17 protein-coding genes are annotated in these 24,495 nt (G+C 71.0%); 8 read left to right on the top strand and 9 right to left on the bottom strand.

Annotated elements, in window-relative coordinates; all coding sequences use genetic code 11:
- Window positions 1-92 precede the first annotated feature (92 nt).
- A complete protein-coding gene (locus tag IU449_RS18730; protein ID WP_195003416.1) occupies window positions 93-1,283 on the top strand; it encodes a DUF3068 domain-containing protein in 1,191 nt (396 codons plus the stop codon).
- A gap of 323 nt (window positions 1,284-1,606) precedes the next feature.
- Here IU449_RS18730 and IU449_RS18735 read toward each other — a convergent pair whose 3' ends face one another.
- Window positions 1,607-2,980 (bottom strand): polysaccharide biosynthesis protein, encoded by a 1,374-nt coding sequence (locus IU449_RS18735; protein ID WP_195003417.1) that lies wholly within the window; start codon window positions 2,978-2,980, stop codon window positions 1,607-1,609.
- Between the two features lie 268 nt (window positions 2,981-3,248).
- On the opposite strand from IU449_RS18735, the gene IU449_RS18740 reads away from it, so the two are divergent.
- Entirely contained in the window at window positions 3,249-5,153 is a 1,905-nt protein-coding gene (locus tag IU449_RS18740; RefSeq protein ID WP_416382190.1) for a hypothetical protein, read from the top strand.
- Here the strand turns inward: IU449_RS18740 and IU449_RS18745 are convergent.
- Window positions 5,141-6,316: a glycosyltransferase family 4 protein gene (locus IU449_RS18745; RefSeq protein WP_195003418.1), complete on the bottom strand. Its 1,176-nt coding sequence runs from the start codon at window positions 6,314-6,316 to the stop codon at window positions 5,141-5,143. The genes IU449_RS18740 and IU449_RS18745 overlap by 13 nt on opposite strands.
- Window positions 6,317-6,580: 264 nt before the next feature.
- On the opposite strand from IU449_RS18745, the gene IU449_RS18750 reads away from it, so the two are divergent.
- On the top strand, window positions 6,581-6,718 hold the full coding sequence (locus IU449_RS18750) for a hypothetical protein (RefSeq protein ID WP_195003419.1): 138 nt from the start codon (window positions 6,581-6,583) through the stop codon (window positions 6,716-6,718).
- Window positions 6,719-6,808: 90 nt separating this feature from the next.
- Window positions 6,809-7,612: a class I SAM-dependent methyltransferase gene (locus IU449_RS18755; RefSeq protein ID WP_324188316.1), complete on the top strand. Its 804-nt coding sequence runs from the start codon at window positions 6,809-6,811 to the stop codon at window positions 7,610-7,612.
- Here IU449_RS18755 and IU449_RS18760 read toward each other — a convergent pair.
- Window positions 7,568-7,897 (bottom strand): hypothetical protein, encoded by a 330-nt coding sequence (locus IU449_RS18760; RefSeq protein ID WP_228805175.1) that lies wholly within the window; start codon window positions 7,895-7,897, stop codon window positions 7,568-7,570. The genes IU449_RS18755 and IU449_RS18760 overlap by 45 nt on opposite strands.
- 180 nt (window positions 7,898-8,077) lie before the next feature.
- On the opposite strand from IU449_RS18760, the gene IU449_RS18765 reads away from it, so the two are divergent.
- Window positions 8,078-9,520, top strand: a complete 1,443-nt coding sequence (locus IU449_RS18765) for an aldehyde dehydrogenase (protein ID WP_195003420.1) — start codon at window positions 8,078-8,080, stop codon at window positions 9,518-9,520.
- Window positions 9,521-10,276: 756 nt separating this feature from the next.
- Here the strand turns inward: IU449_RS18765 and IU449_RS18770 are convergent.
- The 4 genes from IU449_RS18770 to IU449_RS18785 all read right to left on the bottom strand — a co-directional run bounded on the left by IU449_RS18770 (window position 10,277) and on the right by IU449_RS18785 (window position 16,217).
- Window positions 10,277-12,109 (bottom strand): phosphoenolpyruvate carboxykinase (GTP), encoded by a 1,833-nt coding sequence (locus IU449_RS18770; RefSeq protein ID WP_195003421.1) that lies wholly within the window; start codon window positions 12,107-12,109, stop codon window positions 10,277-10,279.
- Window positions 12,110-12,352: 243 nt separating this feature from the next.
- On the bottom strand, window positions 12,353-14,242 hold the full coding sequence (locus IU449_RS29130) for a hypothetical protein (protein ID WP_324188317.1): 1,890 nt from the start codon (window positions 14,240-14,242) through the stop codon (window positions 12,353-12,355).
- The gene (locus tag IU449_RS18780) at window positions 14,229-15,368 is read right to left on the bottom strand and encodes a hypothetical protein (protein WP_195003422.1); all 1,140 of its coding nucleotides are present in this window, start codon (window positions 15,366-15,368) and stop codon (window positions 14,229-14,231) included. The genes IU449_RS29130 and IU449_RS18780 overlap by 14 nt, the downstream gene beginning before the upstream one ends.
- A 66-nt stretch (window positions 15,369-15,434) precedes the next feature.
- Window positions 15,435-16,217 (bottom strand): SDR family oxidoreductase, encoded by a 783-nt coding sequence (locus tag IU449_RS18785; RefSeq protein ID WP_195003423.1) that lies wholly within the window; start codon window positions 16,215-16,217, stop codon window positions 15,435-15,437.
- A gap of 87 nt (window positions 16,218-16,304) precedes the next feature.
- Here IU449_RS18785 and trmB point away from each other — a divergent pair, with 87 nt between their 5' ends.
- From trmB to IU449_RS18800, 3 genes are read left to right on the top strand one after another with little or no spacing between them, the layout of a single operon-like run.
- On the top strand, window positions 16,305-17,114 hold the full coding sequence (trmB, locus tag IU449_RS18790) for a tRNA (guanosine(46)-N7)-methyltransferase TrmB (RefSeq protein ID WP_195003424.1): 810 nt from the start codon (window positions 16,305-16,307) through the stop codon (window positions 17,112-17,114).
- Window positions 17,114-17,839 carry an NYN domain-containing protein gene (locus tag IU449_RS18795; RefSeq protein ID WP_195003425.1) on the top strand — a complete coding sequence of 242 codons (726 nt, stop codon included), beginning with the start codon at window positions 17,114-17,116 and terminating at the stop codon, window positions 17,837-17,839. The genes trmB and IU449_RS18795 overlap by 1 nt, the downstream gene beginning before the upstream one ends.
- Window positions 17,839-21,375: an MMPL family transporter gene (locus tag IU449_RS18800; protein WP_195003426.1), complete on the top strand. Its 3,537-nt coding sequence runs from the start codon at window positions 17,839-17,841 to the stop codon at window positions 21,373-21,375. The genes IU449_RS18795 and IU449_RS18800 overlap by 1 nt, the downstream gene beginning before the upstream one ends.
- Here the strand turns inward: IU449_RS18800 and IU449_RS18805 are convergent.
- Both IU449_RS18805 and IU449_RS18810 read right to left on the bottom strand, forming a co-directional pair.
- Window positions 21,357-23,117, bottom strand: coding sequence for a DUF2339 domain-containing protein (locus IU449_RS18805; protein WP_324188318.1), 1,761 nt, complete (start codon window positions 23,115-23,117; stop codon window positions 21,357-21,359). The two genes, IU449_RS18800 and IU449_RS18805, sit on opposite strands and share 19 nt — an antisense overlap.
- A gap of 863 nt (window positions 23,118-23,980) precedes the next feature.
- A complete protein-coding gene (locus IU449_RS18810; protein WP_195003427.1) occupies window positions 23,981-24,439 on the bottom strand; it encodes a hypothetical protein in 459 nt (152 codons plus the stop codon).
- Window positions 24,440-24,495: the final 56 nt, after the last annotated feature.

Consider the following 24,495-nt stretch of genomic DNA (forward strand, 5'->3'; position numbering starts at 1 on the left):
TCGGGCTGTTAGTGTCGGGGCTCACGAGTGTCGTGCGCTTCGGTCGCGGCACCGGCTGGAATGACCTGAGTTCTATGACGAGGAGTGTTTGCATGGCACTGAGTGCCGGTACCAGAAGGACGGTGGCCTGCCTGCTCGTAGGTCTCGGCGCGTTGCTGATCGTCATGGCGCTGCTGATCCCGACCTACACCGTCGGAAAGCTGGCCAAGACTCCCCTCGATCTGGAGATCACGACCATCGCGACCAGTCGGGAAGACGAGCCCAGCCGCGTGCTGGACTCGAAGTCGCTGACCGCTCCGCAGGGCTCGGCCAAGATCGACGAGAACGTGCCGCTGCTGTCGCAGCGCTTCGTGACCGTCGAGGAGCCGTCCGACGCCGACCAGATGACCGTCCAGGCGGGCCAGACGCTGCGTCGCACCGACCGTCAGGGCGACACCGGCCTGCTGACCGCGAGCGTCGACCGGGTCACCATCGACCGGAAGAGCGGCGAGCCGGTCGCCACCGAGCCCAACGGCTCGATCTCGGTGTCGACCAACGAAAAGGGTGAGCCCATCACCGAGCCGGTGCAGCACGTGGGTCTGCAGTACCGCTTCCCGATCGGCACGGAGAAGAAGGACTACCCGTACTTCGATCTCAACGCTCGCGCGACCTACCCCGCGGTCTTCAAGGAAGAGACCGAGATCAACGGAACCACGGTCTACCACTTCCAGAACACCGTCCCGGCCACCAGCATGTACGACGTGGTGAAGGCGCCGACCAACCGGCTGACCCTGCCCGCCGCCAAGTGGGGCCTCGAGGGTGGCGACACCCCGGTCACGCTGACCCGCTACTACAAGAACGTCCGCGACCTGTACGTCGAGCCGCAGACCGGCACCGTCATCAGCGGTGGCGAGTCGCTGCACATCTTCTACGGCCGTAGTGCCGAGCAGGAAGATGTGACCGCGCTCCAGTCGCACCTGGTGTTCAACGAGGAGACCATCGAGTCGCAGCTGGCGATCGCCAAGGACAGCATCGACACCCTCAACACCTTCGGCCGCATCGTGCCGATCGTGCTCGGCGTGCTGGGCGTGATCGCCCTGATCGCGGGCATCCTGCTCGGCATCCGCGGCGGGTCGGCTCCGGCCTCGGCTTCCGCGGGTGGCTTCGGCCCGCGCGGCGGGTCGGGCTTCTCGTCCCGTACGGCTCCCGCGGCTCCGGCCGCGCCGCCCGCTCAGGGCACGGTGCGCCGTGGTGCGGACGACGCGCCCACCGAGCAGATCAACGTCGACAAGAAGAACCTCTGATCGTTCGCCGATCGCGACAGCGGCCCCCCGGTCTCCCGGCCGGGGGGCCGCTGTCGTCCGCGGGGAAGTCATCGATCGTGACCGCGCGTGTCGGCCGTCGACGCCCACCGGACGCGCTCGCCCGGCACATCACTCTCCCGTCGAACCGTGCCGGGACGAGCTGACCGGCGACCACCGCACCGGCCGACACCAGCGTGACCACCGATATGCCGGGTGACGCACGGCCCCGGTGACCGCCTTGCCGGTGACGCGAGTACCCGCCGACCCATGTGTCGGTGAGGGGAGCGCGAAAGCCGGGACGGGACTTGACCCCCGTGCCCTGGTCAGCGGGCTGACAGTGGCCGTTCGGCGGGCTTGCCCGCATCGGCGCGCAGGGCGATCACGACGACCAGGAGCGTCGTGGTGGCGGCGACGGCGACGGCCGTACCGATCAACGCGGGAGTGGTGCGGGCGAACAGGACCATGAGCGTCACCTCGACCGCGAGGCCGATCCAGGTCAACGCGGCGGGGGTGGTGCGGTCGACGGCGATCGCCGACAGCACCGCGCCCTGCAGGACCGCCAGGATCGCGCCGTGCAGGGCGAACAGCCACAACAGACCCTGGACGGGCGCGTAGTCCTGCCCGGCGAACAGGGGCGCGAGCGGCGCGGCCAGCGCGGCACCGAGGACGGCGACGACGCCGAGAACCGAGAGCACCGCGAGCGCGTCGCGAATCGCGCGTGCCGAATGCGCAGGCTGCGCCATCCGCGGATACAGCACCACGCCCACGGCGGCGGGCAACCAGAAGGCGATCTTCGCGGCGATCGCGCCGAGCGCGTAGCGTCCCGCCTCAGCCTCGTCGAGCACCATCCGCACGACGATCAGATCGGCCGAAGACATCGCCATCAGTGCCGCCTGCACCTGTGCGGCCCGCAGGACCGGAAACACGCCCACCGCGGGCGGCCGCCCCGATGCCGATGCGGAGGGCGCCGAGACGCCCGGCGCCGCGCCGGGCGATGCGCTCGGTTCCGCGGTCCGCGCTCGCGATGCCTGCCCGGATTCGGCCGGGGAGACCGGATCGGCGGGCACAGGCGCCGGATCGAGGGGCTGCGCGACAGCCGATGAGGGCACCACAGCAGGCGGCGGCGTGCCCGCGAGCGCGCGGGCCAGCGCGGCGGCAGTGGCCAAGCCGAACGCCGTCCCCCACAATGCGGGACCGGCGCCGGCGGCCAGCGCCAGCAGCGCCAGAGCGGGCACGACCCGCGCGATGCCCGCCGCGCCGAGCACCACGGCCAGCAACCGGAAATGCCGCTCGCCCTGCAGAATTCCCTGCTCACCGGTGAGCAGCACCTGGGCGGGGGCGGCGGCCAGCGCGCCCGCGCAGGCCAGGACGCCGACATCGAGGGCCACCGTCACCACCGGGATCAGCGCCAGTGCGACCACCGCGACGATGGCCGCGCACCGCCACTGCAACACGCGCAATGCCGCCACCGGGGCGCCGCGCACGAATTCGCGCGCCACCACGTTCTGCAACGCCAGCGCGGGCACCGCGCACAGCAACTGCACCGCGAGCAGACTGGCGAACTCGCTGTACCCGTTGACGCCGAGCCAGCGCCCGGCCAGCAGTTGCAGCAGGTACCCCGCCACATTGGCGGTCATCGCGCCCGCCGTCACCAGAGTCATGTCCGCCACGAGCGGGGGACGGCGGGTGACGGACATGGGCCAATCGTCGCACCCCGGGGCCCGGGGCTCGCCAGTCGACCCTCGCCATACGCCTGGCTCGTCCCCCCGCCGCCGACCTGCCACCAGGGTCGGAACGTCCGCGCCGGACCTCGCAGCGCCCGCTCCACACGCGCCGCCGACGGCCGTGCCCGTGCCCGCCCCACGTCGTGATCGAGCTGATCGACGCCGCCGCGACGCTGAGTATCCCGCGCCGCGGGGCCGAGGCACCGTCCCGTCGTGTTCGACAGGTCCGTAGGGTGGCCGCGTGGATCAGGGCACGAGGCGGCGCGAACGCGGGCAGCGGTGCGCGGTGGCGGGCTACAGCGCGGCGCTCACCCTGCTGATCGCCGGACCGCTGCTCGGCCCCGGATATCTGCTGCTGCGCGACGCGGTCAGCACGCCGCGCTCCTACCTCACCGATTCCGCGCTCGGCCTCGGTGATGCCGCACCGCGCGCCGTCCCGCAGGACGCGCTGCTCGCGACCGTCTCGGCGATCGTCGACGGCGGCCTGGTGGTGAAAGCGATCCTGCTGCTCGCCCTCTGGTCGGCCGGTTACGGCGCGGCCCTCCTGGTCCGCACCCTGCTCGCGCGCACGACGCTCACCGGTGGCACGGCGGCGGTTCCGCTCGCCGCGCAATTGGTCGCGGTCACGGTCGCCCTGTGGAACCCCTACGTCGCAGAGCGCCTTCTGCAAGGACATTGGAGTCTGCTCACCGGCTACGCCGCTCTGCCCTGGACGGCCTCGGCCGCCTACCGCATCCGTGACGCCGCCCGGCGACGACACGACCTCGGCGCGTCGTGCCCGCCGGACCGGACGGCGTCCGTGCCCCCGAGCCGGGCACGGACGAGCCGGGCGGCGAACCTCGGGCGGTGGGCTGCTCTCGCGGCCTGCCTGGCCGCGGCGGGACTGACCCCCACGGGCGCGCTGCTGGCGGGAACGACCGCGGTCGTGACCATCGGCCTGCGCCGGGCACCCGCGGCTGTGGCCCTCGCGGCGGTCGCCTCCGCGCCGTGGCTGATGGCCACGGCGTTGTCCGGCGCGGGCGCGGAGCCCTCGGACCCGGCGGGGGCGAGCGCGTTCGCCGCGCGCGCCGAACCCGGCCTGGGCACTCTCGGCAGCCTCGCGGGCCTGGGCGGAATCTGGAACGCCGACGCGGTCCCGGATTCGCGGACCACCGTGCTCGCCGTCATCGGTACCCTCGCCCTGCTCACCGTCGTCGCGACGGGAGTGCGCGCCGTCGTCTCGGCGGGCGGGAGCCCGGCCACGGCCGGTGCCGACCCAGCCCTGGCGGTCCGGCGCTCCCTGCTGTGGCTGGCGATCGCGGCGACAGTGGTGCCCGCGCTGGCGGCGACCGGGTGGGGTCTGGCGGTGATGGGGTGGCTGATCGCCGACGTACCGGGGGCGGGGCTGCTGCGCGACACCCAGAAGTACGTCGCGCTGGCGGTACCTGGCTACGCCCTGTGCGCGGCGGCGGGATGTCTCGCGCTCAGCGCGGCATGGCAACGGCGGGCGGCGGTGGGGCCCGCGCTGGTGGGCGCCGCGTTCATCGCCGTGCTGGTCGTTCCGCTGCTGGATCTGGCCTGGGGAGCGGGCGGGCGGATTCGGCCCGTGCGGTACCCGCCGGGGTGGGAGCGGGTTGCCGCCGAGGTGCACGGCGCGGCCGATGTCGCGGTGTTGCCCGGCGGGATGTTCCGCAAGTTTCCCTACAGCGGCGGCGCGCCGGTGCTCGATCCCGCGCCGCGGATGTTGCCCGCCGATGTGCTGCAGACCGGTGAGCTGCCGGTCCGTGGTCGCACGGTGGCGGGCGAGGGCATGCGGGCGGGCGAGGTCGAGCGGCTGCTGCTGGGTGGGGGTGCGCCCGGCGAACTGGCCGCGCGCGGGGTCGGCTGGGTGCTGGTGGAACGGACGACCCCCGGTCCGCTCGGGGATTCGGCGGTCACGCTGGCCGGGCTGGAACAGGTCTACGCCGATACGGATCTGGCGCTGTACCGAGTGCCCGATCCGGTGGACGGCAGCGAGCGCGCCGAGTCCGTGGCCGCGGAGGAACACGCCGCGTCGGCGGCGCGGCGCCGGTGGGCCGGACTGGCGCACGGCGCGTGGGCGGTCGTGCTGGTGGGCGGAGCGCTGACAGCCGTGGTGACCCGGCTGCGGATCCGTCAATCCCCCTGATCGGGTCCGGTGACCAAACCGGAGACACGCTCACCCCTGGCGACTGCCGCCAGGACTTCGTAGGCCCCGGCGCCGGTCTGCTCCCAGGAGAACTCCCGCGCGCGAGCCCGTGCCTTCTCACCCATGACACCGCGGGTCGGGGCGTCGGTGAGCAGTTCGCCGACAGCATCGGTCAGCTGGGCGACGTCGTCGACGAGCATGCCGGTCACACCGTCGACGATGGAGTCGGTCAGACCCCGTGAGCTGCGATAGCCGACGGTCGGCACGCCGTGCTGGGCGGCCTCGATGACGGCCAGGCCCCAGCCTTCCTTGCGCGAGGGCATCATGTGCACCCAGGCGCTCGCCAGCAGCTCGTGCTTGCGGGTCTCGTCCACGTGACCGTGGAAGGAGACGATGTCGTCGATGCCGAGTTCGTGCGCGGTGACCCGCAGGTTCTCCTCCCACCATCCGCCACCGACCACGTCCAGGCGCAGACCGGCGATCCGGTCCCGCAGCCGCGCGACCGTGATCAGCGCGTCCTCGATCTGCTTGTGCGGCACCAGCCGGGACAACACCACCGCGCGCGGCTCGGGCGAGCGGGTCTGCCCCGAACCGGTGGGCGCGCCCGCGGGGACCGGCTCGGCGCCGTTGCGCACCACCGCGATGCGTTCGCGCTCGACGCCCAGAACCGCCAGCTCCTCGGCCGAGGGCAGCGAGACGGTCAGGTACTGGTTGTCGCGGTGTACGCGCGGGGACAGCCGCGATTCGATCCACCAGCCGATCCGGCCGACCAGCGCGCCGGCGACCGGCCACTGTTCGCGATGACCGTGGTGCACGAGCACGACCGAGGGGGCGCCCGCCGCGAAGGTGGCGAAGAACGGAATGCCGTTCTGGGTGTCGACGACCGCGTCGGGACGCAGGCCGCGCAGCGGCCCGAGACCGATCCGGCCGAGCAGGATGGCGGCCAGGGCCCGGGGGTAGACGGTGTAGCGGCCACCGCCGCGGCTGATCTCGATGCCGTCGATCCGCTCGCGCGCGGGCGCGCCGGGGTATCGGGCGGTACGCAAGGTGACCTTGACACCGCGGGCGGCCAGCTGGGCGCCGACCTGTTCCAGATAGCGTTCGCTGCCGCCGCCCTGCGGATGCCCGGAGTCGCGCCAGCAGAGCAGGAGGACTTCGCGCACGGTGGAGCTTCTCTCAGGATTCGGGCCCAGTGGGCACTCGGACATCGGGCTACACCCTAACCCGATACCGGTGGATATCGGCGCAGACCCGGATCACTTCGGAAGTCGCGATGCGCTGACCGGCGCGGAGCTGAATCCATCGACCGATTTTCTCTGAAACACTTACATTTCACAGCGTGGCTCGATAGCCTCCGAACACCCCCCGATTTCTGGGGGCGGCCGGTCGAGAAGTGGGCCGGTCCGCATGTGAACGAGGAGAAGTCAATGAAGAAAACGATGACCAGGACCGGCGGCGCCGATTCCGGTTCGGGTGTCGAGATCGACGGCCTGCTGGGAATGCTCCTCGGCCTGCTCGGCACCTCGGCCTCCACCGGTTCGGGTGCCAGCAGCGGCGTCGGCTGATCCAGGCGGGCGGGTCCGGTTGCGCGCGGCGACCGGGCCCGCCACGGGCGCGCGGCGAGGCCGGTAACGGGTTGTGCGAAACTCGGCGCCGTGCTGAGAGCCGAGAAAGCGCCACCTCGCGCGGTGACACCGCGGCCGTCGCGCGCACGATTCGCACAGCGTGCGACCCTGCGCCGCGCCGTCGGCCTGCTCACCAGCTTTCGCTTCGAACAGAGCGACCCCGCGCGCTTCTACGGCGGCATCGCCGCCGACAGCGCCACCATGCTCGCCGATTTCTATGCCGACCTGGCCGGCGCCGATCTCACCGGCGCGACCGTGCTCGATGTCGGCGGCGGCCCCGGGTACTTCGCCGACGAATTCGCCCGCGCGGGAGCGCGGTACATTCCCGTGGAGCCCGACCCCTCGGAAATGCACGCGGCCGGGCTGACCATGTCCGCCGCGGTGCGCGGTTCCGGAATGGCACTACCCTTCCGCGACAATGCCGTCGACATCTGCTTTTCATCCAACGTGGCCGAGCACGTTCCCGAACCGTGGACGATGGCCGACGAAATGGTGCGGGTGACCCGCCCCGGTGGTCTGATCGTTCTCTCCTACACCCTCTGGTGGGGTCCTTTCGGCGGGCACGAGACCGGACCGTGGCACTACCTGGGCGGCGAGTACGCCGCCAGGCGGTATCGGCGCAAGCACGGCCGCGAGCCCAAGAATCGCTTCGGGACATCACTGTTCGCGGTGGGCGCCGCCGACGGACTCCGCTGGGCCGCGCGGACCTCCGCGCACGTGCACGCGACGTTCCCGCGTTACCATCCGCACTGGGCCTGGTGGCTGGTCCGCGTTCCGCTGGTCAGAGAGTTATTGGTGAGCAATCTGGTCGTCGTGGCGACGAAGCCGCACTGACCCCAGCCTGCGCATCGCCCCACGCGGCTCGGAAACCGGCGGCTCCCACGGCGATTCCCGCATCGCCAGTCCCACGGTCTCCAATGTCGTCAAACCGACCTGACCGGCCAGCCTGTCCACCGTCGCCACCGCCTCGGCTGCCTGCATGGCGGCCGTGGCCTGTTCGAGGGTCAAGGTGCGGCCCGGCAGGAAGGAGACGACCCATCCTCCGATGCCCACACTCTTGGCCTGATGGTCGGTCCGGTCGCTGGTCATCAGCGACCGATCGATCACATGCACCGCCATAGCCCGTCCTCCCCAGCTTATGAGTAGCTACAGCATCCACCTCCGGGCAACACTTCGCAATAGTGCGTTCTCGCGAAAACCGAACCGACAGGTTGGAATTCACGCAGGTCAGCACCGGCGGCCGGAGGAAAACTGAAACAGGTTACAGACATAGCGGGGGCAAAACTGTAACGTGTTCTCATGCACTACGACAGCTTGTTCATCGGTGGCCGCTGGACCGCACCGGCCGGCTCCGAACGCCTCCAGGTCATCTCACCGGCCACGGTCGAACCGGTGGGCAGCGTCCCCGTCGTGACCCGCGCCGACGTCGACGCGGCCGTCGCCGCCGCCCGCCACGCCTTCGACCACGGACCGTGGCCGTCCACCCCGCCCGCCGAGCGCGCCGAGGTCCTGACCAGGGCCGCCCGGCTCATCGAGCAGAAATCGGGCGAGCTGGCGGCGGCACTGACCGCGGAGATGGGCGCGACCGGGCTCGCCGCGATCACCCTCAACCAACTGCCCGCGACGGCCGCCCTCGACGCCTTCGCCACACTGGCCCAGACCTTCCCGTGGACACAGACCCGCACCGGCTTGTTCGGCACCACCCGGGTCAGCCGTGAGCCGCTCGGCGTCGTCGCCGCGGTCACCGCCTGGAACGTGCCACTGTTCCTCGCGGTGAACAAATTGGCACCCGCCTTGCTGGCCGGTTGCACGATCGTGCTCAAGCCCTCCCCCTTGACACCGTTGAGCGCCAATATCGTCGCCGACATCTTCACCGAGGCGGGCGTGCCCGAGGGCGTGATCTCCGTGCTCCCGGCCGAAGCCGAGGTCGCCGAATACCTGATCGGACATCCCGGCGTGGACAAGGTGACCTTCACCGGCAGCACTCCGGTGGGCCGCCGGATCGCCGCCATCGCCGGTGAGCAACTCAAGAGCGTCTCCCTCGAACTGGGCGGCAAGTCCGCGGCCATCCTGCTCGAGGACTTCGACCTCGCCAACATCCCGGTGCTGGCGTTCTCCGGCTTGCTGAACAGCGGCCAGGGCTGCGTCGCCCAGACCCGCATCCTCGCCCCGCGCGGCCGCTACGACGAGATCACCGACGCACTGGTCGAGCACGTGCGCACGCTGAAGACCGGCGATCCCACCGATCCCGCCGTGACCTTCGGTCCGCTCATCTCCGAGCGCCAGCGCGAGCGGGTCGAGGGCTACATCGCCACAGGCAAGGCCGAGGGCGCGCGCCTGGTGCTCGGCGGCGGCAGGCCCGAAGGCGTGGAGCGCGGATGGTTCGTCGAGCCGACCATCTTCGCCGATGTGGACAACAAGTCGACCATCGCGCAGGAGGAGATCTTCGGACCGGTGCTCTCGGTCATCCCCTACAGCACCGAGGACGAGGCGGTCGACATCGCCAACGATTCGGTCTACGGTCTGGCCGGCTCGGTGTGGACCGCCGACATCGAGCATGGCGCCGAGATCGCCGCGCGAGTGCGTACCGGCACCTACGCGATCAACTGGTACGCCTTCGACCCGACCTCCCCCTTCGGCGGGTACAAGAACTCCGGGCTGGGCAGGGAGAACGGCCCCGAGGGCCTCGACGCGTTCTGTGAGCAGAAGTCGCTGCTCATGCCCATGGGCTGGACCGGCTAGACGGTCGTCGGACGGAGATCACGCCGCCGCCGCTCCCTCGAACGAGGGACGGCGGCGGTGTGGCGTCGCGGGCCCGCCCGCGACCTCAGTCGCGTGCGCGATCCGCGGCTGCCAGCACCCTGATGACCGGTTCACATCGGCGGATCCGGCCGGGCGCGCTGTCGGGATCGGCATCAGAATCGACGGGTAGGTCCTCGACCCACACCTCGTATCCGGGTGGCAATACCTGCTGCAATCGTCCCGCCGCCCGATGGGCAGGCGTACTGGTCGGCGTTCCGTGCGACGCCGCGGCTCCGGGGATGTCCTGTTCGACCATGCTCGGACCACCTCTCACATTGCCTCGGATTCTACTGGTCACCCGCCGTTCAGGTACCGCAATGAGAGTGAAGAAAGCATCTTTCACAGAACGTGTTGCCGCCGCGCGCAACAGGTTGGAATTACACGCCGACCGACCTTCCGATAACCCGGAGAAACCGTCGGATATGCGACCGGATATCTCTTTCCGGCACTGGAACGCATTACCGCGCAACCAATTCCGGAGCACTGGCCACCGCAATGGATGAGCTCCGGTGAAAATCACCCGACCGCGATCGGATTGCATACTGCGAAACGCCCGATCGTCATCATCCGTCTTACCCCGGCGCACCGCGGGCAAACCGGTGAAAGGTCACGAAAACGAATTATGTTCGAGAAATGGAAAAAGGCCCCGGAGCGCGAAAGCTCCGGGGCCTCGGGGCATTACGGCGGGCTCGCCGATCAGCCCAGACGCTGCTTCAGCGCCTCGAATTCGTCGCGGACGCCGCTGGGCAGCTTGTCACCGACGAACTCGAACCACTCCTCGATCAGCGGGAGCTCCTTGCGCCACTCCTCGGCGTCCACCACGAGCGCGGCGTCCACATCGTCGGCGTCCACATCGAGGCCGTCCAGGTCCAGATGCGCCGCGCGCGGCACATTGCCGATCGGGGTCTCCTCGGCGCCGGCGGTGCCTTCGATGCGGCCGACGATCCACTCCAGCACGCGGGAGTTCTCACCGAATCCGGGCCACAGGAAGCGGCCGTCCTCGCCACGGCGGAACCAGTTGACGTAGAAGATCTTCGGCATCTTGTTCGCGTCGGCGTTCTTGCCCAGCTGGATCCAGTGATCCAGGTAGTCGCCCACGTGGTAGCCCAGGAACGGCAGCATCGCCATCGGGTCGCGGCGCACGGTACCGACCTTGCCCTCGGCGGCGGCGGTCTGCTCCGAGGACAGCGTCGCGCCCATGAACACGCCGTGCTGCCAGTCGAAGGACTCGGTCACCAGCGGGACAGTGGTCTTGCGACGTCCGCCGAACAGAATGGCCGAGATCGGCACACCCTGCGGATCGTCCCACTCGGGGGCCAGGATCGGGCACTGCGACATCGGGGTGCAGTAGCGGGAGTTCGGGTGCGCGGCCAGCGTCTCCGTCTCGCGGAGGTACCAGTCGTTGCCCTTCCAATCGACGAGGTGGTCGGGCTCGCCCTCCAGACCTTCCCACCACACGTCGTTGTCGTCGGTCAGCGCGACATTGGTGTAGACGGTGTTACCCGCCTCCATGGTCGCCATCGCGTTCGGGTTCGAGCTGTGGTTGGTGCCCGGCGCCACGCCGAAGAAGCCGAACTCCGGGTTCACCGCGTAGAGACGGCCGTCCTTGCCGAAGCGCATCCAGGCGATGTCGTCGCCCAGGGTCTCCGCGCGCCAGCCCGGAACCGTCGGCTGGATCATCGCGAGGTTGGTCTTGCCGCAGGCGCTCGGGAAGGCCGCGGCGACGTAGTAGGCCTTGTCCTCGGGGGAGATCAGTTTGAGGATCAGCATGTGCTCGGCCAGCCAGCCCTCGTCGTGGGCCATCGCCGAGGCGATGCGCAGCGAGTAGCACTTCTTGCCCAGCAGCGCGTTGCCGCCGTAACCGGAGCCGTAGCTCCAGATCTCGCGGTCCTCCGGGAAGTGGGTGATGTACTTGGTGTCGTTGCACGGCCACGGCACGTCGGCCTGACCCTCGGCCAGCGGGGCGCCCACGGAGTGCAGCGCCTTCACGAACGGACGATCGGTCCCCAGCTTCTCCAGCGCGGCCCGGCCCATGCGGGTCATCACGCGCATGGAGACCACGACGTACTCGGAGTCGGTGATCTCCACGCCCAGCTTGGGATCCTCGGCGTCGAGCGGGCCCATGCAGAACGGCACGACATAGAGGGTGCGGCCCTTCATGCTGCCGCGGTACAACTCGGTCATGGTCGCGCGCATCTCGGCCGGATCGACCCAGTTGTTGGTCGGCCCGGCGTCGGCCTCGCTCGCGGAGCAGATGAACGTGCGCGATTCCACCCGGGCCACGTCCGAGGGATCCGACAGCGCTAAGAAGGAATTCGGCTTCTTCTTCTCGTCGAGGCGCTTGAAGGTGCCCGCCGCGACCAACTGGTCGGTGAGCCGCTCCCATTCGGCATCGGAACCATCCGCCCAGACAACCCGCGCCGGCTGGGTGAGTTCGGCCACTTCTTGTACCCAGGCGAGAAGTTCGCTGTGCTCGGTCGGCGCCTGGCCGTCGGATCCACGAAGACCAGGAATGGTCGCTGAGGTCATGAAAACTCTCCTGAGATGGGCGGCTCACGGCACCCGCTGCGACCACCATGACCACGCGGCCCCGGCTGGACCGCGTACTTCGGGACGCAGCGGACGCCCAGGTTCCTGATTAGAGGTTAACGTGGCGTGACGGCTGGAACGGAGCCGGGTTGTGGAATATGTACCCATTCAGTGACATATCCAACAGCCACGATGCTCCGGGTCCACCGATTCGAGACATCGGCGCGGATCCCCTTCGTGGTATCAGCGTGTGGTTGCCAGGTATTGCTCGAGGACCGCGATGTCTCGTTCACATGCGGCCAATTGACCGGGCCGTTCGGCGGCCGTTCGCCGAATCCGCGCCTCCAATTCCGAGACCCTGCGGTCGTTGTCGACGACGCGTTCGGCGCAGATCCGCATCACCCGTTCGGTGAGCGCGGTTTCGGTCTCCACCAGCGCGGTCGCCACCCGCTGCTCCAACTGCGCCTTGACCGTCACCAGCGCCTCGGCGACCCACTGACGCAGGTGCGCGCGGTCGGCGACCTGTCGGCGGGCGCGTACCACCCACCAGGCCACCACACCACCCAGCGCGAGGGTTACCGGAACGCTCGCCACCTCCAGCGCGGGCACCGACGACAGTGGCGACACCAGCAGCCTGCCCAGGCCCGCGCCCGCCGAGGCGCCGAGCGCCACCATCAAGTGGTCTTCCACCCCCGCGTGCCTGGGCTCGGGGTCCGGGCCGACCCGCGGCCCGGGATCGGCACCACGCCGTGCGGAAGGATGCGAGCGCGAGTCGAGCACGTCGGTGCCCGGCCCGAGCAGCTCGGTCCGGTGCGCCCGAAGCGGTTCGGCATCCGGTCTGCCTCCGGCGGATCCCGTGGGCACGGTACCTCCGGCGACGGCCCCCGCCGCATCGGCTCCTCCGCGTCCCGTGGCGCCGGATCCGGGAACGGGCGATCCCGGAACGGCCGCCGTCGTCGCGGCGGCTCCCGGAGCGACGGAACCCGTCGCGGCGGCTCGGGGGGCGGCAGAGTTCGGCGCGGTGGTACCGCCGGACCGCGCGGCGTCGGCGACGATGGCGTCGGCCGTGGTGACCGCCGCGTCGAGGCGCCTGCCGATCTCGCCGATCCTGCGGTCGACGGCCCGATCGACGACCGAAGTCAGGTCGGTGACCGTCTGCTGCAAGCGCAACGGGTAGTCGGCGAGTTCGGCGCGCGGCATCCGGTCGATCTCGGCGCGAGCGGCGGCGTGCAGCGTGCGGACCTGAGCACCGGTCTCGGTCAGCAAGTCGACACGGGCCAGATGCAACTGACCACGCAGCGTCGACATGGCGGCGGCGCGGCCACCGTCCCTGGCGGCCAGTAGCGCGGCGCGCTCGGCGCGCCAGCGGGTCGCGTCGGCATTGGTCCGCAGCGACTCCATCTGCTCGACGACCCGCGCGTGGGTGTCGGTGAGCACCCGGGTGAGCACGCTCGCGCGCGCCCTCTCGTCGGCGGCGCCGCCGCTCGCCGTCGCGGCGATCAGCGCCGCGTGCAGCGCGCTCAGACCCGAGCGGTCCAGCAGCGCGGTGTCCCCGGACCTGGCGGCAGCGGCCAGCCGGGCCGAGACCGGCAGAATGTCCAGATCACCGAAGCCGTTGGCGGCGAGCACCGCCAGATCACGGGCGCGGGCCTCGCGCCAGCCCGCGTGGGCGTGGATGTTGTTCATGGCGAGCAGAACGGTGGTTCCGGCCGCGCGCAGTCCGCTGATCAGCCGCACGGCATCGGCGCCGAGCACACTGCCCGCGTCCAGCAGGACCAGGGTTGCCGCGGGCGGCGCGGCCGTCGCGCCGAAAGTGGTCTCGACGGCGGTGAGATCGGGGAGCGCGTCGGTCAGCGCCACCCGTGGCGTCAGGCGCGCCAATTCGGTGCGGAGCAAGGTGGTGGCGGCATCGTCCGGGGCCACCAGCGCGACGGCGTCGGTGGCGGCGCCACCTGGCGTGCGCAGCGCTCGTAGCAGTGCCATGCCCTGCGGATTCCATCGTGCGACCACCGGTTCCAGGTCGGCCACGGGCGGCGCGTGCGGACTCGCGGCAGCCCCGCCGACGGGTATGGCCTCGCTCGCCGCGGTCGGATCGGCGTGACCGCCGGTCTCGGCGGGGTCAGAATCCGGCACTGCTCATTCGCCCCCACAGCCGGATATAGCCGTTGTGCACGCGCAGCGCGGCGCGGCGGGCCGTGGGCGGCAGGTCGCCCGCGACCACGGCACGCCAGCGGGCCGCGCGGGACAGCGCCTCGTCGGCGTCGGCCGGGGTGACGGCCGGATAGCCCGCGGCCAGGTGCGCGACCGAGGGGTGGGCCAGGCCCGCGCACAGGCCGAGCCAGACGGCTTCGTCGCCGGCGAGATAGTCCTCGATGAGGTCGCGGGCGCGGCCGCCCGCTTCGGGAACCGAACGCGCGGCAAGGCGGGACAGGCGGTCGAGCAGGTCACCGCCGCGCAGCGCCGCGGCCTGTTCGTAGCGGCGGTGCAGCAGACGGTGCAGCGCGTCGATGCCGCTGGCGGCGTGCATCACCTGCACGAGTGCGGGTCCGGTGAGAGTGGGGTCGTGTCGCAGCGCGGCCAGGGCGCAGGCGACGCCGTGCAGGTCCCAGCGGCGCAGCAGATTCTCGCGTGCACGGGCGTGCTGACCGGCCGCGGCGGCGACGAACAGATCCGGCGAGAGGGTCAGCGCGGGATCGGGGTCGGTGGCCAGGGCGCGCAGCACGGTCAGATCCTCGTCGGTGACCGCGCCCGCCCGTGTCCTGGTCGCGAGCGAGGCGACCACCGGAAGGGTGGGCCTGCGCAGTTCCCGGCCGTAACGGTCGGCGGCGGCGACCGCGTCGGCCCAGGACGAGCCGATGGCGTCGGCCTTGTTGAGCACCACCACGGTGTGCTGTGGCGGCAGCGCGGCCAGCACCCGGCGGTCGGCCGGTTGCGGCGCGCCCGCGAGCACGTAGACGACGATGTCGGCGTCGAGTTCGGGATCGGGGGCACCCGGCGCGTCGATCGGCCCGGTCTCCACCGCCGACATCAGCGCCAGCGCGTGCAGCACCGTGGTGCGGCCGGTGTGCGCGCGGCCGGTCACCTGGATACGCGGCGGCGTGCGCCAGAGGTCGGCGGCGCGGTCGGCGTGCTGCCCGATCGCGATGTCGCGCCCGCCCAGCGCGTGCAGCTCGGCCAGCAGCCGATCCAGTCCGGCGTGGTCGGGTGGCGCGGCCGGCTCCGGTGCGCGCCCGGTGCGGGCAGTGGCTGCCTGCTGCATCGGTATCCCCCCTTCGACCATGCGGATTCTGTCAGACGCGGCCGATTCCCGGGGATGTGGAGCGGGTCAGGAGCGGGTGAGGAATTTGGTCGCCGCGCGCGCCGCCCAACCGGGCGAGAACTTCGCCGTCAGCGCCAGCACCTTGGCCTGCGCGCCGATCTCGTAATGCACCCGAGGCAGCCTGCCCCGGCGGCGGGTGGCACTCCAGACACCCTCGGCGACGTCCTCGGCGCTCAGCCGCACCCCCAACGAGCGGGTGCTGCCGGTGTCGAGACCGTGGACCATCGCGGTCGTGACGAACAGCGGCCAGATCGCGATCACGCGGATGTCGTGCCGCGCCCACTCCAGATCCAATGCCTCGGTCAGGCTCTTGACCGCCGATTTCGTCGCCGCGTAGGTGGCCAGCTCGGGCTGACCGTAGAGCGCCGAGGCCGAGCACATGTTCACCAGCTGCGCGCCGGTGGTCTCGCGCAGATACGGGAAGGCGTGGTGGGCGCCGGAGATCACGCCGTCGACGTTCACCGCCACCATGGCGTGCTGCTCGCGCAGGTCGATCGCCTCGAATGGACCGGAGCGCAGGATTCCGGCGTTGTTGATGAGGATGTCGAGCCTGCCGTGCGCCTGATGGAACTCGGCCAGCCGCTGCTGCCACTGCGCGTCGTCGGTGACGTCGAGCACGCCGGTGTGCACCTTGCCGCCCGCCGACTCGATCTCGCCCGCCAGTCTGCCCAGGCCGATCTCGTCGATGTCGAAAGCACCCACCAGGTAACCGCGTGAGGCGAAGTGCAGGGCTGTGGCCCGGCCGATCCCGGCGGCGGCACCGGTGACGAACACCGTGGGAGAGCTCATGCGAGCAGTCTAGTTGCGGCGGCCTCCGCACCGGTGAGACCGTGCGGTCGGGGTTCGGTTGCCGAGCCGATGCGTCGATGCTGGACAATGGACGTCGTGAACGACGCCGCCAACCACAGTGTCGAGTCGGTTCCGGGCAGGCCGTCCACAGCATCGGCCCCGCTCGAAGCAGGCAGACGATCCACCACCGGCTCCCGGCTCTACCCGCGCGTGACCAGCTTCCGGTCCCGGCGGGGCGCGCTGACGCCCAATCAGCAGGGCGCCTGGGAGCGGATGTGGCCGAAGATCGGCCGTGAGGTCGGTGACGAGCCGCTCGACACCGAAGCCTGGTTCGGCCGCAAGGCTCCGCTGGTGATCGAGATCGGCTGCGGAACCGGCACCGCCACCGCCGCGATGGCCCAGGCCGAACCGGACGTCGACCTGATCGGCATCGAGGTGTACCAGCCCGGCTTGGCCCAGCTGGTGCAGCGGATCGAGCGCGACGGCATCGGCAATATCCGGCTGCTGCGCGGCGACGCCGTCGACGTGCTCGAGCACATGATTGCTCCCGAGTCGCTGACCGGTGTGCGCGTGTTCTTCCCCGATCCGTGGCCCAAGGCCCGCCACCACAAGCGCAGGCTGCTGCAGCCGCCCACGCTCTCGCTCATCGCGAGCAGGCTGCGGCCCGGCGGTGTGTTGCACGTCGCGACCGACCACGCCGATTACGCCGAGCACATCGCCGAGGTCGGAGCGGGTGAACCGCTGCTGATCGGCCTGAACGAGACCACCGGCGGCAGCGCCGAGCTGCTGGCGCGGCACTGCCCGATCGGCTGCGAACGCCCGGTCACCAAATTCGAGGGCAAGGCACACAGGGCGGGCAGCGCCATCACCGAATTCATCTGGGGCAAGATCGAATGATGAGCGTCAGTGCGATGGCCGATGCGGCCGGGGGTGTTGCGGGGGAGGTGCCGGGAACCGGAGCCGACAGTGTCGGCGGCGCGCCGGATGTGCGCCGGGTGCTGCTGATCTGGGACGCCCCCAACCTCGATATGGGCTTGGGCGCCATTCTCGGCGGCCGCCCGACCGCCGCCTACCGGCCCCGCTTCGACGCGCTCGGCCGCTGGCTGCTGGCCCGCACCGCCGAACTGTCCGCGGGCAGCAGCGGCCGCGTCGAGCCGGAGGCGACGGTGTTCACCAACATCGCCCCGGGCACCGCCGACGTGGTGCGCCCCTGGGTGGAAGCGCTGCGCAATGTCGGCTACGCGGTGTTCGCCAAGCCCAAGATCGACGAGGACTCCGACGTCGACGCCGACATGCTCGCGCACATCGAGATGCGAAGCCGCGGTGCGGGTCTGGCCGGGATCATGGTCGCTTCAGCCGACGGCCAGGCTTTCCGCGAGCCGCTCGAACGCCTCGCCGCGCGCGGTGTTCCCGCACAGGTACTCGGCTTCCGCGAGCACGCCAGCTGGGCGGTCACATCCGATACCCTCGAGTTCATCGATCTCGAGGACATCCCGGGCGTGTTCCGCGAACCGCTCCCACGGGTTAGCCTCGATTCGCTGCCCGACGAGGGTGCCTGGCTGCAGCCGTTCCGGCCGCTGTCGGCACTGCTCACCTCTCGCCCCGGTCAAGGAGTCGCTTAGTGTTCACACGCTGGGGCGATCTGGTCTATCGCTTCCGCTTCGCCGTCATCGGCATCGTCACCGCGGCGATGCTGGGACTGGGCGGTTACGGCTTCGGCCTGGAAGAGCACCTGAGCTCCAGCGGCTGGGATGATCCGACCTCCGAGTCGGCGCAGGCCGCGCGTATCGCCGACTCGGCCTTCGGCCGCGATCACACCAGCGACGTGATCCTGCTGTACACCGCGCCCGAGGGAAAGACGATCGACGACCCGGAGTTCCGGGACAAGGTCGTCGACAGCCTCAATCGGCTGCCTCGGGAGTACCCGGAACAGATCGCCAAGGTCAACGGCGCGTACTGGCCGACCGAGACCGGTCCCGGCGTACCGCTCACCTTCGGGTCGCAGGACAAGAAGTACACCTTCGCCTCGATCGCCATCGTCGGCGACAACGACACCGATATGGTGCGCAACTACCGCGAGGTGAAGGACGTCTTCGGCATCGACGGCGTCGATGTGCAGGTGACCGGCCTGCAGGCGGTGTCGGGCACGCTCAACGACACCATGGCCAGCGACCAGAAGCGCATGGAGCTGATGGCCATTCCCGCCGTCGGCGTCCTGTTGTTCTTCATCTTCGGCGGCCTGATCGCCGCCGGACTGCCGCTGGTCGTCGGCGGCCTGACCGTCGTCGGCGCCAACGGCATCATCATGGCGCTCACGAAGGTCACCGAGGTGAACTCCTTCGTCGGCGCGGTCGTGTCGATGATCGGCCTGGGCCTGGCCATCGACTACGGCCTGTTCATCGTCAGCCGCTTCCGCGAAGAACTCGCCGAGGGCTACGAGCCCCGCGCCGCGGTCCGGCGCACGGTGATGACCGCCGGACGCACCGTGGTGTTCTCCGCGACCATGATCGTGGCCAGTCTCGGCGGCATGCTGCTGTTCCCGCAGGGCTTCCTGAAGTCGGTCGCCTACGGCACCATCGCGACGGTCACTCTCGCCGCGATCACCGCGATCACCATCCTGCCCGCCATGCTCGGTGTGCTCGGTCGGCGGGTGGACATGCTCGGCCTGAAGCGTTTCCGGCAGACCAAGACCGCCGAAGAGGTCGAGGCGGGCTTCTGGGGCCGGACCACGCAGTGGGTGATGCAGCACCCGCTCAAGATCGCGGTGCCGATCACCATCCTGCTGTTGCTGCTGATCATCCCGGTGAAGAACCTGGCATTCGGCGGCATCAACGAGCGCTACCTGCCGCCGGACAGCAAGGTCCGGGTCGCGCTGGAGAACTTCTACGACGTCTTCCCGCTGAAGAAGACCGACCCGGTGCAGCTGGTCATGGTCTCCGAGGACAGCTCCGCGGTCGGAAAGGTGTGGAAGCAGGCGGGCGAGGCGCCCGGGCTGATCGGCGGGTTCGGTGTGCCCAGCCGCTCGACCAGCGAGCCCGAGGTGTACCGGACCAGCGCCACACTCGTGGACTCCGAGAACCCCGACCCGACGATCGATTTCCTGCGGTCGATGGACGTGCCGGACAACGTCGAGCTCTACGTGGGCGGTCAGCCGGCCATCACCAAGGACAGCGTCGACGCGCTGCTCGACCGCATGCCGTTCATGATCGCGCTGGTGCTGTTCGTCACCACGGTGCTGATGTTCCTCACCTTCGGCTCGCTGGTGCTGCCGATCAAGGCCGCGCTGATGAGCGCGCTCGGCCTCGGGTCCACCCTGGGCATTCTGACCTGGATCTTCATCGACGGTCACGGCGCGGGGCTGCTGAACTTCACCCCGCAGCCGATCATGTCGCCGGTGCTCGTGTTGATCATCGCGGTGATCTACGGTCTGTCGACCGACTACGAGGTCTTCCTGATATCCCGCATGGTCGAGGCACGCAATCAGGGCGCTTCGACCACCGAGGCGGTGCGCGCGGGCACCGCGCACACCGGCCGCATCATCACCGCCGCCGCGCTCATCCTGCTCGTGGTCGTCGGCGCGTTCGCCTTCTCCGACCTGGTGATGATGCAGTACATCGCCTACGGCCTGATCGCGGCGCTGTTCATCGACGCGACGATCCTGCGCATGCTGCTGGTGCCCGCCACCATGAAGCTGCTCGGTGACGACTGCTGGTGGGCTCCGGCCTGGATGAAACGCATCCAGGAGAGGCTCGGCCTCGGCGAGCCGATCCTCGACGACGAGCGCCCGGGCGGCGGTGAAGTGGTCGACCTGATCAAGACCACCCCGATCACCGACCCGGTCACCATGCTCATGCCCGCCCTGCCCGAGGACAAGCAGCGCAAGTCCCCCCGCCGCGTTCGCACCGTCGCGGAGATCGAGGCCGAGGCACCCACGCAGCGCATCGACGATGTCTCGTCGGTGCAGACCGATGCTCCGGAACCCGGGGAAGCGCCGGGTCGCCCCGCCGCGCCGCCGCGTGGTCCCATGCCCGCCGCGCCCGATCCGACGCGGCCGCGCGCCGGGACCTCCGCCGATCAGCCGTCCGCGCAAGCTCCTGCCGGGCAGCCCACCGGCGGTCGGTCTCCGCGGGGGCAGGCTCCCACGAGTTCGCCCACCGTCGGCCGGCCGGCCGCGGGCCGGCGACCCGCCGGACAGCCGCCCGCCGGAGCGAACAGTCTGTCGCTGCCACCGCAGGCGGGAGCCGACCAGGCGAAGAGTGCTCCGAATCCGCCGCGACCGGTGCCGCCGGTGCGCCCTCGCCCGCCCGCCGGTACCTCGATGGGTGAGCCGACCCGGCCGCACGCCGGTACCCCGCGCCCCGTTCCCCCTGTCGGCCCCACCGCCGCGCGGAACGGCACGCAACCGATTCCGGGCAGACCCTCGAACGGACCCGTGCCGCCCGCACCGAATCGTTCGAATCCGAACGGACCCAGCAAAACTCCGAACGGACCTGCCGTCACCTCGAACGGGCTCGACATCACTCCACCCGGACCTGTTCCATTCCGGAACAGCCCCGGTCCGCTGGCAGGTGGCCCGGGTACCGCGCCGGGCGGTCCCGGTGTCGGCCCGAACGGTCCGGGCACGGTCCCCACGGGCCCCGGCACGCCCCCCGGCGGCCCGAGGCAGGTTCCCCGGCCCGATCCTGTTCCGAACGGAACCGGCCCCGCCTCCACCGGCCCCCGCCCGGTCTCCAACGACCCTCACTCCTCGAACGCCCCCCATCCGGCCTCGAACCCCACCGACGCCGTGCCGAACGGACCTTTCACAGCGCCGGGCGGACCCACTCCAGGCCCGAGCGGAACCACCCCGATGCCGAGCGGACCCACCCCGGTGGCACACGGCTCCGGCAGCGGCTCGACCCCCGCGCCCCCGCCAGGGTACGGCGACTCCTGCGAATCTCCCGGTGGCGCAGCGGATCCGGGTGAGCCGTCGGGCGACAACCGGACCAGTATCGAGAACTGGATGGCCGAACTGCGTTCCTCACGCCGCCGCCCACAGCCCGGCGCCGACGAAGCCCACCGCCCTGCGCCCGGCGCCGACGAGGGCCGCCACCACAGCGGTGACGACCAGTCGGTCAGCGTCGACGAGTTGCTGCGCCGTCAGGACGACGAAGACTGATCTCCCGCCGCGCGGGCCTCGCCCCCGCCGGTCTCGTCGTCGCCCCCCGCGGTCGTCGTACCCACCGACCCACCGCCGACCGGACGAGGAGAACCACCCTCGGGTCGCGACCGGTTCCCGCGCTCCCCCGCCTCGGCGAAGGCGCGGGCGTAGCGGGTGCCGGTGAGCAGCAGCAGGACGCCCACGGCGAGGAAGGCGATCACCCGGACGAATCCGTCGAGGGTCGCCAGGTCGAAGAGGAACAGTTTGGCGATGGCCGCCGCGGTCAGCAGCAGGCCGGAGCCCAGCGCCACCTTGGCGATCGCGCCGGACGCCGCCGAGAGGTTGCGCAGGCCGTAGAGCAGTGCGCCGGTCGCGCTCACCATCCACAGAATGGTGGCCACGCTGTGACCGACGACGAACCCGTCCACACCGCCGACCGCGACGCCGACCGCGACGGACACGGCGGTCAGCAGGTACAACGCCGCCACGCTCGCCGCTACCCCCACGACCGATCCGCCGGTGCCGGGGGCCGGGGCGTTCACCGCGCCGAGCCGGCGCAGACTCCACATCGTCACCGCGAGCACGGCGAGACCGGCGATCGCCGCCACCGCCGTGTCCGTACCGAGGACATCGCCCGCGACCCCTGGGGAAGCAAGGGTTTCCGGCCCGGCGTCGGCCAGGAAGGCCAGGCCGCCGATGACACCGAACGCGGCGCCGAGGCCGGCGGCGACGCGGGAACGCTGCTGCCCGGCGACCCCGGTGAATCCGAGCGCCACCAGGAACAGCGCGGTCGGCAGGGTCCGCGAATCCGTCCCGCCCACACACGCTTCCAGCAACGCCACCGCGCCGACGACGGCCGTGACGAGTGCGGTGTGTCCGGCGATCCCGGTCGCCGCGCGCAGTCTCGGTATCAGGTGCGCCACCGACACCGCCAGCAGGACCGCCGCGTAGCCGAGGGCGACGCCGACCGCGACCCGCCGCTCGAGCAGGGCGGGCGCGGCCACCAGCAAGGGCGTGGCCGCGGCCGCGAGGGCGAGGCTCGCGGTGAGATCGCCGGGCCGGACCCGCGTCACCAACAGCGCGCCCGCCAGTCCGACCACCGCGATCGCGACCGCCGCCGTCATCAGCGTGCCGACGTGCTCACTCGGGGTGTCGATCGCGGCCACCGCGACGAACACGAGCGCCGCGATCACCACCGGCAGCGTCCGGACGACGTGCAGATAGGGCCAATCCCGCACCCGCTGCACCGGCAGGCAGCTCACCTGCAAGACGATCAGGAAGGTCACCAGCACCGTCTCGGTCGTCACGAACGGAGCCGACAGCGCGGCGCCCGCCACCACCAGGACCGCCAGCGGCTGCGACTTCCACCGCATCGCCAGCGCCACGCCACCGGCCGCCACGGCCAGCGCCACCCCGAACCCCGGCACCGGATGCAGCCAGTCGTAGACAGCGGTCACCGCGACGACATCCAGGTACCCGCCCGCTATTCCGGTGGCCGCCAGCGCGATACCGCCGACGCGTCCACCGGTCCGCCCCGACACCCGGATGCCAGTCCCGACCAGCACCGCCGAGAACACCGCCCCCGCAACGACTCTCGGCACCGGCCCGAAGAACCCCGCCTGAGCCGCCAGCACCAGCAACATGACGACACCGATCAATGTCACCGCGACCCCGGCCACCGCGAGCACCCGGCTGATCATTCCGTCCCGCTGCCACCACGGCGTCGCCTGCGCGACCGACCTGCCGGGACCTGCGGGCACTCCGACGCCCGGACGCGGCGCACCGGGCCCGGCACCCCACGGCCGAGGTATCGGCGCCGCTCCGTACCCGGGCCCGTACCCCGGACGCGGCACATACGGACCGCCGGGCCAGGGCACCCCCGGCATCCCCGATCCACCCGGCATCCCCAACCCAATCGGCGGCACCGGCCCAACCTGCGGGACCGATCCAACCTGCGGGACCGGCCCAACCTGTGGCACCGATCCAACCTGCGGGACCGGCCCAACCTGCGGCATGGGCCCGGTGCCCGGACCGGCAGGTGCATCGGATGTGTGCCCTTCCCCCGTGCCTCCAGCCGATGTGCTCGGGGGTCCCGCGGCCGTGTACGCGGCCGGATCACCTCCGGCACGCGTCCCGGAACCGGACGCCACGGTGGCGGCATCCGCGTTCGGCACTGTTGTTGCGGCAGTGACGGATTCGTCCCCGCCCCGCGGAGCGTCGGCGACGGAGGCCGTGGAAGTCTGCGGGGGCGGCGCTGCCGCGAGCGTGCCCCGCGCGTCGGCAGCGCCGGAGTCGTAGGACGCGAGCACCTGACGGTGCAGGAGATCCAGGTCGCGCCCGAGAGCGCCCATCTGCGTCCCCAGCGCGGTGAACTCCTCGGAAAGTCGGGAGACCAGGGCCGGGTCGATCGAACCACTCATGTATTCATGGTCGGTCGTGCGCGGAAGCCGGGCATGAGTAGAAACACTCGCCCGGCCGCCGGACATCTACGCGAATCCACACGCCCCGGCAGAACCACACGCCCCGGCAGAACTACGCAGCGTTGCCCACCCGTGCTCCGGGCCGCCCGGTTCCACGCGCCGGCCCGGCCCCGAAGGACCGGACTCGCGCGCCGCGTCCGCGGTCAGCGCGCCGTGGCGGGCAGACTGGTCACCCGGCGTACCGCGTCGATCACCGCCGAGCGTGCGGGCATGGTCAGCGGGCCCGGCGTGGGTTCGGCCGCCCAGTGCCAGCCGCGATCGGAATCGGTGGTGGGCAGCAGGATGTGGCGGCCGCCGGGGACGACGGTCACGTGATACTCGGCCAGCCGGTGGCGGACCCGCACGTCGACCGGGGCATTCGGGCTGGGCGGGGTGACCAGATAGGTCCAGGTCCGCTCGCCGGGATCGGCGATCACGGGGACGGGGAAGGAACAGGCCAGGGCTTCGAGCACAGCGTGGCCGAGTTCGGGGGGCATGACGAGGGCGCCCAGGACACTGCCGGTGGTGACGACGGGACGGCCGCCGAGCAGTTGTACGGGCAGGCCGTACCGGTCTTGCAGCAGCAGTGCCGCATCCTGGGACGAATGGCAACGTTCGAACATCGCGCGGAGCTCCTCAGACGGTGGTGGTGAACGAGAGACGGACCGGAGACGGGGTC

Source organism: Nocardia higoensis (assembly GCF_015477835.1).
Lineage (GTDB): Bacteria > Actinomycetota > Actinomycetes > Mycobacteriales > Mycobacteriaceae > Nocardia > Nocardia higoensis_A.

Bases quoted from the DNA above. Each gene is read 5' to 3' on its own strand.
- IU449_RS18730 (WP_195003416.1), top strand. From the start codon at position 93: ATGGCACTGAGTGCCGGTACCAGAAGGACGGTGGCCTGCCTGCTCGTA.
- IU449_RS18735 (WP_195003417.1), bottom strand. From the start codon at position 2,980: ATGTCCGTCACCCGCCGTCCCCCGCTCGTGGCGGACATGACTCTGGTG.
- IU449_RS18750 (WP_195003419.1), top strand. From the start codon at position 6,581: ATGAAGAAAACGATGACCAGGACCGGCGGCGCCGATTCCGGTTCGGGT.
- IU449_RS18760 (WP_228805175.1), bottom strand. From the start codon at position 7,897: ATGGCGGTGCATGTGATCGATCGGTCGCTGATGACCAGCGACCGGACC.
- IU449_RS18765 (WP_195003420.1), top strand. From the start codon at position 8,078: ATGCACTACGACAGCTTGTTCATCGGTGGCCGCTGGACCGCACCGGCC.
- IU449_RS18770 (WP_195003421.1), bottom strand. From the start codon at position 12,109: ATGACCTCAGCGACCATTCCTGGTCTTCGTGGATCCGACGGCCAGGCG.
- IU449_RS18780 (WP_195003422.1), bottom strand. From the start codon at position 15,368: ATGCAGCAGGCAGCCACTGCCCGCACCGGGCGCGCACCGGAGCCGGCC.
- IU449_RS18785 (WP_195003423.1), bottom strand. From the start codon at position 16,217: ATGAGCTCTCCCACGGTGTTCGTCACCGGTGCCGCCGCCGGGATCGGC.
- trmB (WP_195003424.1), top strand. From the start codon at position 16,305: ATGGACGTCGTGAACGACGCCGCCAACCACAGTGTCGAGTCGGTTCCG.
- IU449_RS18795 (WP_195003425.1), top strand. From the start codon at position 17,114: ATGAGCGTCAGTGCGATGGCCGATGCGGCCGGGGGTGTTGCGGGGGAG.
- IU449_RS18810 (WP_195003427.1), bottom strand. From the start codon at position 24,439: ATGTTCGAACGTTGCCATTCGTCCCAGGATGCGGCACTGCTGCTGCAA.